This window comes from Listeria immobilis (assembly GCF_014322845.1).
Taxonomy (GTDB): domain Bacteria; phylum Bacillota; class Bacilli; order Lactobacillales; family Listeriaceae; genus Listeria; species Listeria immobilis.
In genome coordinates this window covers 67,670-78,549 of the sequence record NZ_JAASUA010000013.1, presented here as the reverse complement: position 1 = coordinate 78,549, position 10,880 = coordinate 67,670, and the positions used below count along the sequence as shown (strand labels likewise).

Genomic DNA, 10,880 nt, shown 5'->3' with positions numbered 1-10,880 from the left:
AGTGAGACTTTACGTCTCATTGCTTTTCGTCTTCTTCTTTGTTCAGTTTTCAAAGGTCAGTTTCTTTTGTTGCAAAAACGTTTTGTCCGTATCAGCAACGTTTATAAATATACCAAGATTTTTGCCTTTCGTCAATACTTTTTATCAAGTTTTTTTAATAAAGGTGAAAAAAGATGTTTTAGATGTATAAATCCACCTAAAAATACAGTTTTACATATAAAAACATTAAATTGTATAAATCTGCATTCCTTTTTCCTCAAACTGTTCTTTTAAAACTGGATCTATTTCTTTTCCAGTAATTATGGAGGAAATTTCATCAAGTGTGGCATATTTATATAAAGAAATACGACCAAATTTTGTGTGGTCAGTAACTAGGATGACTTCATCAGCGGAATGGAGCATTTGTTGTTTAGCAGGGATAAGGTATTCGTCATAGTGCATTAAGCCTTTGTCAATATCCAGTGCTGGTGTTGTTACAAATGCTTTGTGTACATGGATGCTTTGTAATGTTCCGCTTGTTATCATGCCATTTAATATAAAAGTTTCTGGGTAGATAACACCTCCAGTAACAATCACTTTTGATGGGGAGAAGCGCATAATAGAAGCAACATTAATATCGTTGGTAATAACGGTTAACTTAGAGCGATCTTTCAGAGCTGTTGCGATATGCCCAGTTGTTGTTCCGGCATCTAGGATAATTGTGTCTCCGTCTTTGACCATTGTTGCGGCCAACGTGGCAATTCGTTGTTTTTCTTCATAACGAACTTCGCTACGTTTTTTCCAATTGGGTTCGGAAACTACTTTTTCTTCAATCATTACTCCGCCATGTGTTCTTTTTAGTTTCTTATCTTTTTCTAAAGCAGTTAGATCACGACGAATAGTGGCTTCGTGAACTTCAAAGTGCTTAGCTAATTCATTGACTGTTGCTATTTTTCGGCTTTTGACATATTGGACAATCGCTCGTTTTCGTTCAATTGATAGCAATTCTTCCCCTCCTTCTATTTTCTTATATGGTAACTCCAATGAAGAAAAATCGCAAACAAACAAAAAACCTTGAAGCATAGGCTCCAAGGTTTCGCTTCTGAAAATTAGTCGTTTAAGCGTTTTTCTAGTTCTGCTTTTTTCTCTTCAAATCCTGGTTTGCCAAGAAGAGCGAACATATTTGCTTTGTACGCTTCTACTCCTGGTTGGTCAAATGGATTAACGCCATTAATGTAGCCGCTGATTGCAACTGCTTTTTCAAAGAAGTATACTAGGTAACCAAATGTATAAGCATCTAGTTCAGGTATTTCCACAACAAAGTTTGGTACTTCACCATCTGTATGAGCTAATAGTGTACCTTCGAAGGCTTTTGTATTAACGAAATCAACTGTTTCACCAGCAAGGTAGTTAAGACCGTCTAAGTCTACTTCTTCTTTATTGATAGTTAGGTTGTGGCGTGGTTTGTCCACTTTCACTACTGTTTCAAATAGGTTGCGACGACCGTCTTGGATGTATTGTCCAATTGAATGCAAGTCAGTAGAAAAATTAGCACTAGATGGGTAAATGCCTTTTTTGTCTTTCCCTTCACTTTCGCCAAATAATTGTTTCCACCACTCGTTGAAATATTGTAAGCCTGGCTCATAGCTAATTAGAAGTTCTGTTACTTTTCCTTTACGATAAAGAATATTACGAGCTGCTGCATATTGATAAGCGATGTTGTCTTTTAGTTCAGGTTTAGCAAAGTCTTTACTTGCTGCTGCCGCTCCGTTCATTAAGGCATCAATATCAACGCCGCTAACTGCTATTGGAAGTAAGCCAACTGCTGTTAAAATTGAGAAACGTCCACCTACGTCATCTGGAACAACGAATGTTTCGTAGCCTTCGTTATCAGATAATGTTTTTAGCGCTCCTTTTGCTTTATCAGTTGTTGCGTATATACGTTTTTTAGCGCCTTCTTCTCCGTATTTCTTAATTAAAAGCTCTTTGAAAACACGGAACGCAATAGCTGGTTCTGTTGTTGTTCCGGATTTAGAAATAACGTTGACTGAGAAATCACGGTCGCCAACTACTTCAATTAAGTCATGTAAATAGGAAGAACTTATGCTATTTCCTGCAAAAAATACTTGTGGTGTTTTGCGCGCACCTTTTTCAAGTACATTATAGAAGGAATGATTTAATGTTTCGATTGCTGCACGTGCTCCAAGATATGAACCACCAATACCGATAACGATTAATACATCAGAATCGCTTTGAATTTTTTCTGTTGCTTTTTTGATACGAGCAAATTCTTCTTTGTCGTAATCTGTTGGCAGGTTAATCCAACCAAGTGCGTCACTTCCTGCACCAGTACCGTTATGTAATGTATCATGTGCTGTTTTTACTGCTGGTTCAAAGTATTCAAGTTCGCGTTCTTCAAAAAAACGGAGCGCTTTGGAATAATCAAATTTAATATGTGTCATCATTTTCCCTCCAAATTTTAAAAAAGTTTCTTTATTAACTTTATCTCAATCAGTGCTTTTTAGCAAGACTTGTCATCTGTTATTTTTGGTTGTTTTTGAAATCAGGTATAGTTTTCGTATAGAATGCCTTCGCTTCTAAGTAGTTCATTTAAAGTTAATTGGTCTATATTGAGTACATCATCCGCAAGTGGTATTGGAAGCCATTTCACATGAAAGACACTATCGTCATGTTCGACTGCTGCTATAGGTCCAACTGGTTGTGCTCGAAACACAAACGTACAAACATGTTCCCAACTAGCACGTCGCTCTTTACAGGATAAGATAGATGCAACTTCCACGTCTATATTGGTTTGATTCTTTACTTTGCTGGCAATAGCCTCTTCCATTGTTTGATTTGTTTCTACAAGTCCGCCTGGCAATGTCCAAGTCATATTGCGATTTCTTACTACTAAAACTTCATCTTTTTTCTCATTATATACAAATGCTTGCACATGAATAGACCTTTTCACCAAAATCCCCCTTTATCAAAAAAGCTCCTATTTTTTTAAGTAAATAGAAAATTACTACTATCTATTCCCTTTTTCTAAAATATTAGTCAATTGACTGTATCAGCCTTGCCAGTCATGTCAAAATCAGGCTGATTGTCTGTTTGCTGAGATTATTTATCTGCTTTTTTTATCCATTCTTCTAATTTGTCTCGTAGTGTGTTGAAGCCTTCATCATTTTCACTTAAGGATACGTTTTTCTTCTTAGTCGGTTGTTCTTTGGGGGCATCTTCTGTAGCTCTAATAGAAAGGCTAATTTTATTTTTTTCTTCGTCAATATCTAGTATTTTCACTTTCACTTCTTGCCCAACTTCTAGAAAATCATGAATATCTTTTACGAAACCATGGGTAATTTCTGAGATATGGACTAATCCTTGTGTAGAATTATCTAACGCTACAAACGCTCCATAACTTTGAATCCCTGCAATTTTTCCAGAAACTACTTCTCCTACTTTAAAAGTACTCATTTTCATTCCACCTGCTTTCTAGTGTTACAATATTTTAAAATTATAACATTTAGCTGTAACTTTAACAATTATTCTAAACCCTTTTGGAGCGAGCTTTAGGGCTACTTTATGCTATAATTGATTAGAATAAAATGATGGGAGTGTGGCGTATTTGAGTCAATTTGATGAAGTCATTCCACGGACTGGGACTAATTCAGAAAAGTGGGATGGAGTAGAAGAATTATTTGGTCGTAAAGATATTATTCCAATGTGGGTTGCAGATATGGACTTTCGGGCACCCAAACCTGTACTTGATGCTTTCCAGCGTCAACTTGATCATGGGATTTTTGGTTACTCGGCAAAATCAGAGAGCCTTGTCGATGCTGTAATTAATTGGAACAAGGAACAACATCAGTTTGAAATTGATCCTAGCACGCTTTTTTTTAATGGCGCTGTCGTTCCAACGATTTCGCTGGCAATTCGCTCGCTTACTAATAAAGGGGATGCTGTATTAATGGTCTCACCAATTTATCCACCTTTTTTCAATGTGACGAAAGCTACTGAACGAAAAGTAGTCATGTCTCCTTTAATATATGAGAATCATCAGTACCGTATTGATTTTAATGATTTAGAGGAACGTATGAAAGCAGAAAATATAAAGCTCTTTTTACTATGTAATCCGCAAAACCCTGGGGGACGCTGTTTTACAAAAGAGGAATTAAATCAATTAGCTCAACTTTGCGAAAAATATCAAATACCGATTGTTTCTGATGAAATCCATGCTGATTTGGTGATGAAAAATCATAAACATGTTCCGCTGATGGTTGCAGCACCTTTTTATAGCGATCAAATCATCACATTAATGGCCGCAACAAAAACGTTTAACTTGGCTGCAATTAAAGCTTCCTACTATATTATTACAAATAAAGATTACCAAGATAAATTTGCCGCTGAACAAAAATATGCCACTACCAACGATCTAAATGTCTTTGGAATTGTCGGAACTGAAGCCGCTTATCGTGACGGAGCTGATTGGTTAAATGAACTAAAAGACTATATTTATAGTAATTTTGAGTATGTAAAGGCCATGCTTGAAAAAGAAGTGCCGGAAGTTGGTATTACGGACTTAGAAGCTACTTACTTAATGTGGTTGGATTGCCGTGCGCTACCAAAAGGGGAAAAAGCGATTTATGCAGATTTAATTGATGCTGGTGTTGGCGTGCAAATGGGATCTGGATTTGGCTATTCCGGAAAAGGATTTGTTCGTCTCAATATAGCTTGTCCAAAAGAAACGCTTGAAAAAGGCGTAAAACTTCTTATTAAAGGACTGAAAAAATAGTAAAAATAAAAGAAACTAAACAGATTTTGTTTGGTTTCTTTTTTTAGTCAAATGGCGCTAGCTTTGTTATACTAATGTTTGGAAAGCAAGAGAGATGAAAATCACTTCATCCCTTTCTTACATAAATTAAAGGAGTTGGTATAACCGATGTTTTTAGGGCTTCGTGAATTAGTTTATTCTAAGTTGCGCTATATTTTAGTAACAGGCATCATGGTATTAATTATGTTACTTTCACTTATTTTATCTGGACTAGCAAACGGCCTTGCCTATGATAATGCTTCATCAGTTGCAGACAACGGAGTTCCATATTATGTTCTCAGCAAAGACGCCCAAGACAAATTATCTCGCTCACAGTTTCCAGAATCCAAACTTGCAGAAGTGAAAAAAGATGAAAATGTAAAAGATGCTGCAGTTCTTGGACAATCCATGCAAACATTAAAACGGGAAAGCGATGACAAAAAGTTCAGTGTGGCGCTTTTCGGTATTCAACCAGATAGCTTCCTTGCTCCAAAAATTTCAAAAGGAAGCAGCATTCAGGTAACTAAACCAGATGAAATCGTAGTTGATTCTTCTCTTAAATCTGACGGAATCAAGATTGGCGATATTTTGATGGACGATATTTTAAATAGAGAACTCACAGTGGTTGGTTTTACAGAAAATCAAAAATATAGCCATGCGCCAGTTGTTTATCTTAACATCGCCACGTGGCAAGAAATCAATCCTGTTTTATACCACCAAAAAATCCCACAAACAAGTACAATTGCTATCAAAACAGATAATCCTGACAAAGGTGTAACGCTTGCGGATAAAGATTTAACAACAATAGATCATAAAGGCTTTTTAAATCAAATCCCTGGTTATTCTGCCGAGCAAATGACACTTAATATGATGATTTATTTCTTAATTGTTATCGGTGGATTTATTTTAACAGCTTTCTTCTACGTAATGACGTTACAAAAAACAACTCAATTTGGTATTTTAAAAGCACTTGGTACGAAAACTAGTTATTTAGCGAAAAGTATTATTACACAAGTCGTCATTATCTCACTTATCAGCATCTTAATCAGCATTGGTGTAACACTTATTTTACCAAGTATTATGCCTGCTGCAATGCCATTTAGACTTAGTTCGATGACGATTGCGCTCTATAGCAGTATTTTCTTCTTAGTTGCTTTAATTGGCGCACTTTTATCACTTAGACGAATTGCTAAAGTAGATGCGTTAGATGCTATTCGAGGAGGTGATGAATAATGGAAACTTTACTATCTTTTGAAAATGTCTATAAAGATTACCCGTCCGGTCCTTCGATTATTCACGCGCTGAAGGAAACAAACTTTGAAGCTAAAAAAGGCGAACTTATTGCGATTGTTGGTCCAAGTGGTTCTGGAAAAAGCACCTTACTTTCGCTTGCAGGCGCACTTTTAACACCAACTGGCGGAACTATTTCGATTAATGGTAAATCTGTTGGCAATTTATCTGCTAAAGATCAAACAGCTCTTCGTTTGGAAGAAATTGGGTTTATTTTTCAAGCAGCACATCTAGTTCCCTACTTACATGTGAAGGACCAAATCAGTTTTATCGGAAAAATGGCTGGGAAGAATGCAGCGGAACTGGAAAAAGATACCGCTGACTTGCTTGCTCAACTTGGAATTGCTGATCGTGCAAACTTCTTTCCAAAAGATTTATCAGGCGGTCAAAAGCAACGTGTCGCTATTGCACGAGCGCTTATTAATCAACCGTCCGTTATTTTAGCGGATGAACCAACTGCTAGCCTTGATACCGAAAGAAGCCGTGAAGTCGTGACGCTGCTTCGTGATGAAGTGGTTCAAACAAGCCGTACCGCAATTATGGTTACACATGATGAACGAATGCTTGATTTAGTTAACCATGTATATCGTATGGAAGATGGCTTACTTACTCAAGAAAGTTAAAAAAACCTGTGTGGCCTAATTGGCTACACAGGTTTTTTTGATGTTTATTTTTGATAACCTTCAATTAACTCTAATGCTTGACCAAGTACTTTTTCCCCGTTCATCGTACCATAAGCGGTCATGTCGATAACATCAACTGGAATTTTACCAGCTGCTAATTCATCAACTGTTTTCTTTTGATAACGCACTTGTGGTCCTAAAAGTACTACATCCGCATTATCGATTAAATTACTTACTTCAGCGATAGAATACGCCTCGATTTCACATTCTTCTCCACGCGCTTCTGCTGCTTTACGCATTTTTGTTACTAAAAGGCTTGTTGACATTCCTGCCGCACACACTAAAACAATATTTTTCATAGTAATCTTTCCTTTCAGATTAAAGCTACTTTTTTGATACACTCTTATTATATCCTACCTTTCCCTTTTTAAACAAGTAAACGAATGGAGCTACAAAAAATTTATTTAAAATAAGAAAAAGCATTGCGATTTCATGTGAAAAGAGCGATAATAGACAATAACTTTATCCGAAAGCTCAGAAAATTTCATATCGTTCGAAAATGAAGCTTTAATGGAAAAAAATTAATGATCAGGAGTGTGTGGCATGAAAGTAGTTAAATTTGGCGGGAGCTCTTTAGCATCAGGGATTCAATTAAATAAAGTTTTCCAACTTGTAGAGGAGGATTCTGATCGAAAAATTGTTGTTGTATCAGCTCCTGGTAAACGTTTTAAAGAAGATACAAAAGTGACCGATTTACTTATTGATTGTGCGACAAAAGCACTTCTTAAAGAAGATACGGCAGAACTGTTTGAAGCGATTATTGCGAGATATGCTGGAATCGCACTTGATACGGGAATGAGTGATGCGATTATCAAGCAAATTCGCACAGACTTACAAGCAACTATTGCCTCTGATAAAAGCGATCCAGATAAATTTTTAGATCGTATGAAAGCTAGTGGCGAAGATAATAATGCAAAGTTAGTCGCCGCTTACTTCCAATTTAAAGGTCTTGAAGCAAATTATGTAAACCCTAAAGATGCTGGTTTATTTGTAACTGATGAGCATGCTAGCGCACAAGTTTTACCAGAATCATATGACCGTTTATTTGAGTTGCGAGAACGAAAAGGGATTGTTGTTTTCCCAGGATTTTTTGGTTATACAAAAGACGGGGAGATTAGCACCTTTTCAAGAAGTGGTTCAGATATTACGGGAGCAATCGTGGCAAATGGGGCGCAAGCAGAGTTATATGAAAACTTCACAGATGTCGATGCGGTCTACGCTGTTAATCCCGCTATCGTAAAAAATCCAAAAAAAGTTCTTGAGCTGACTTACCGCGAAATGCGCGAATTATCGTATGCAGGATTTTCTGTTTTTCATGACGAAGCACTTATACCAGCGTTCCATGCAGGTATTCCGGTACATATAAAAAATACAAATAACCCTGATAGTTGTGGTACTAAAGTCGTTCATGAACGGGAAAGCAGCAATGGTCCCGTAGTTGGGATTGCGAGTGATGACGGTTTTTGCAGCATTTATATTAGCAAATATTTAATGAACCGCGAAATTGGCTTTGGTCGGAAAGTGTTGCAAATTCTGGAAGATGCTGGATTAAACTACGAGCATATGCCTTCTGGAATTGATGATTTAACCATTATAATCCGTGAAAATCAGTTTGGTGAAGATACAGAAAAAGTCATTTTAGCGAGGTTAAAAGAAGAACTTCATGCTGATCAAGTGGTTATTGAGCATGGCATTTCACTTATTATGGTTGTTGGAGAAGCAATGCGCCATAATGTCGGTATTACGTCGCGTGCATCCAAAGCTTTATCTGACGCCAAAGTAAATATTGAGATGATTAATCAAGGATCTTCTGAAGTTAGCATTATGTTTGGCGTGAAGGAAGCGCAGGAAGACGTAGCTGTTCGTGCTTTGTATGATGAGTTCTTTTCGGAGGTTTTGGTTTAAAAATAAAACAAGTTTTTCATACTAATTCATGAAAAACTTGTTTTTTGTATTATTTAATATTAATCTTCTCAATCACAACATCATTCACTGGTTTGTCTTGCATGCCAGTTGGTAGACCTGCGATTTCGTCTACTACGTCCATGCCTTCGATTACGTGACCGAAAACTGTGTGACGACCGTCTAACCATGGTGTTCCGCCTTGTTTGTAAGCTTCGATAATTTCTACGGGGAAGCCAGCTTGTTCCATTTGACCAAGCATGTCAGCAGGCATATCTGGTTTTTGAACGATGAAGAATTGGCTGCCGTTAGTATTTGGACCAGCGTTGGCCATTGATAAAGCACCACGAAGGTTGAATGCTTCTGTGGAGAATTCATCTTCAAAAGCTTCTCCCCAAATACTTTCGCCGCCAGTACCAAGGCCGTCTGGATCGCCACCTTGAATCATAAATTCAGGAATAACACGGTGGAAAATTAAACCGTCGTAATAACCGTTTTTAGAATGTGTAACAAAGTTTTCTACTGTTTTTGGAGCAATTTCAGGGAACAATTTGATACGAATAGTTCCTCGATTTGTAATCATTTCTGCTTCAATCTCATTAGGTGCTACTTCTTTTGATAATTGTGGGTAGGTCATATTGTAAAACTCCTTCTTGTTTTAATTGATTGTTCACTAACGCAGCCAAATAATAAGTAAATTAACAACGACAGCAATCAGATATAGTACTAGTATAACAGCTGAAACCCAAATGACAATTTTTTTAACCAAAAATGCACTTCCTTCACTTTATTTTTCATTCACTACCTTTTATTCTATAATGAAAAGGTGAGTTTTAACAATAATACGAATAGAGATGATTTTTTTATGACAACGAGAAAGAGAAATTTGTACATTTTAATGGTTGCTAATTTGTTGATGTCAGCTAGTATGACGATGATTATGCCGTTTTTATCGCTCTATATTGACACATTTGGAGATTATAGCGACTCTTATGTTCAAAGATGGGCAGGCTATATTTTCGGAGTTACTTTTTTAGTGGCATTTATTTTTTCTCCTATTTGGGGTCGAATTGGGGACAAACATGGTTATAAAGGGATTTTGATTTTAACTTCTTTTGGTTTAGCAATTTGTATTTTCCTGATGGGATTTGCACATTCGGTTACTTACTTGTTGATTTTACGAATTTTTATGGGTGTTGTTACGGGGTTCATCGGGGTTAGTAATGCTTTTATTGCACGACAAACACCTAGAAATGAAGCAGGGAAAATCCTTGGAACACTTCAACTTGGTGGTGTTACTGGCATGTTATTTGGTCCGCTAATAGGTGGGGCGATGGCTGATTTATTTGGTTTTAAAGATACTTTTACCATTACAGGGATTGCGATGATGCTTGCGGCGTTACTCGTTGCTCTTGGGGTAAAAGAGATTCGGACAGAAGAACAAAAGGAAGCCGCGAAAGTAGTTTATTCAAGACGAGCTGTTTTAAAACAAATCTTTACGCTTCGTGTTCTCTTTACGGTAATGATTATTACTGCTCTTATTCAAATTGCGAATTTTAGCGTACAGCCACTCTTAGCACTTTATGTTGGAGATATGACGCACTCGAATAATATTGCTTTCTTATCTGGTTTAGCTTTTTCAGCGACTGGTTTTGGGAATTTAGTAATGACTCGAAAATGGGGACAGCTTGGCGATAAGTATGGCTATGAGAAGATTTTAAACATCTTGTTAATTATGGCAGCTATTTTTGTTATTCCCCAAGCTTTTGCAACAAATCTCTGGTTTTTTATTTTCTTCCGCTTTTTATTTGGGATTGCTATTGGTGGAATGGTTCCCTGTACGACGGCATATATTCGGCTTGCAGCACCTGGTGTTATGCAAGGTGAAATGCTTGGCTACAATCAAAGTGCTCGTTTCTTAGGGAATGTTATTGGGCCAATTCTAGGCGGTACACTTGCTGGCTATATTGGAATACCTAGTGTTTTCCTTTTTATGAGCTTTATGTTTTTTGTTGCTTTTTTTGTTTTACTATATGCACTTCATTCCGACAGAAAACGCCATGTTAATGTTGATTAAATTTTAGCAAATCTAAGTTTTTTCTTAGGTTTGCTTTTTTATTCTTCCTATTTAATTGTTTTTTAAACTTACATAAATTGATTTAGAAAGTTAAGTTTTCCACCTTTTTTTCAACTAAAAAAGTATGTTATAATAAAAA

At 36.7% G+C, this 10,880-nt stretch carries 11 protein-coding genes; 5 read left to right on the top strand and 6 right to left on the bottom strand.

Annotation, left to right across the window (positions count from 1 at the left end):
• Positions 1 to 225 precede the first annotated feature (225 nt).
• From HCJ45_RS13550 to yugI, 4 genes are all read right to left on the bottom strand, one after another.
• A complete protein-coding gene (locus tag HCJ45_RS13550; protein WP_185398338.1) occupies positions 226 to 984 on the bottom strand; it encodes a DeoR/GlpR family DNA-binding transcription regulator in 759 nt (252 codons plus the stop codon).
• Positions 985 to 1,088: 104 nt separating this feature from the next.
• Entirely contained in the window at positions 1,089 to 2,441 is a 1,353-nt protein-coding gene (locus tag HCJ45_RS13545; protein ID WP_187125168.1) for a glucose-6-phosphate isomerase, read from the bottom strand.
• A gap of 101 nt (positions 2,442 to 2,542) precedes the next feature.
• Positions 2,543 to 2,950, bottom strand: a complete 408-nt coding sequence (locus HCJ45_RS13540) for an NUDIX hydrolase (protein ID WP_185348652.1) — start codon at positions 2,948 to 2,950, stop codon at positions 2,543 to 2,545.
• Positions 2,951 to 3,099: 149 nt separating this feature from the next.
• On the bottom strand, positions 3,100 to 3,453 hold the full coding sequence (gene yugI, locus HCJ45_RS13535) for a S1 domain-containing post-transcriptional regulator GSP13 (RefSeq protein ID WP_187125167.1): 354 nt from the start codon (positions 3,451 to 3,453) through the stop codon (positions 3,100 to 3,102).
• Positions 3,454 to 3,604: 151 nt separating this feature from the next.
• On the opposite strand from yugI, the gene HCJ45_RS13530 reads away from it, so the two are divergent.
• The 3 genes from HCJ45_RS13530 to HCJ45_RS13520 all read left to right on the top strand — a co-directional run bounded on the left by HCJ45_RS13530 (position 3,605) and on the right by HCJ45_RS13520 (position 6,702).
• The gene (locus HCJ45_RS13530; RefSeq protein ID WP_187125166.1) at positions 3,605 to 4,771 is read left to right on the top strand and encodes a MalY/PatB family protein; all 1,167 of its coding nucleotides are present in this window, start codon (positions 3,605 to 3,607) and stop codon (positions 4,769 to 4,771) included.
• Positions 4,772 to 4,918: 147 nt separating this feature from the next.
• Positions 4,919 to 6,022 (top strand): ABC transporter permease, encoded by a 1,104-nt coding sequence (locus tag HCJ45_RS13525; RefSeq protein ID WP_187125165.1) that lies wholly within the window; start codon positions 4,919 to 4,921, stop codon positions 6,020 to 6,022.
• The gene (locus tag HCJ45_RS13520) at positions 6,022 to 6,702 is read left to right on the top strand and encodes an ABC transporter ATP-binding protein (protein WP_185348661.1); all 681 of its coding nucleotides are present in this window, start codon (positions 6,022 to 6,024) and stop codon (positions 6,700 to 6,702) included. The genes HCJ45_RS13525 and HCJ45_RS13520 overlap by 1 nt, the downstream gene beginning before the upstream one ends.
• 44 nt (positions 6,703 to 6,746) lie before the next feature.
• Here HCJ45_RS13520 and HCJ45_RS13515 read toward each other — a convergent pair whose 3' ends face one another.
• Entirely contained in the window at positions 6,747 to 7,061 is a 315-nt protein-coding gene (locus HCJ45_RS13515) for a PTS sugar transporter subunit IIB (RefSeq protein ID WP_185348663.1), read from the bottom strand.
• A 244-nt stretch (positions 7,062 to 7,305) separates the two neighbouring features.
• Here HCJ45_RS13515 and HCJ45_RS13510 point away from each other — a divergent pair, with 244 nt between their 5' ends.
• The gene (locus tag HCJ45_RS13510) at positions 7,306 to 8,667 is read left to right on the top strand and encodes an aspartate kinase (RefSeq protein WP_187125164.1); all 1,362 of its coding nucleotides are present in this window, start codon (positions 7,306 to 7,308) and stop codon (positions 8,665 to 8,667) included.
• A gap of 49 nt (positions 8,668 to 8,716) precedes the next feature.
• Here HCJ45_RS13510 and HCJ45_RS13505 read toward each other — a convergent pair whose 3' ends face one another.
• Positions 8,717 to 9,301, bottom strand: a complete 585-nt coding sequence (locus tag HCJ45_RS13505) for a peptidylprolyl isomerase (RefSeq protein ID WP_185348678.1) — start codon at positions 9,299 to 9,301, stop codon at positions 8,717 to 8,719.
• A 189-nt stretch (positions 9,302 to 9,490) separates the two neighbouring features.
• On the opposite strand from HCJ45_RS13505, the gene HCJ45_RS13500 reads away from it, so the two are divergent.
• Positions 9,491 to 10,741 carry a lmo2377 family MFS transporter gene (locus HCJ45_RS13500; RefSeq protein ID WP_003720686.1) on the top strand — a complete coding sequence of 417 codons (1,251 nt, stop codon included), beginning with the start codon at positions 9,491 to 9,493 and terminating at the stop codon, positions 10,739 to 10,741.
• Positions 10,742 to 10,880 lie beyond the last annotated feature (139 nt).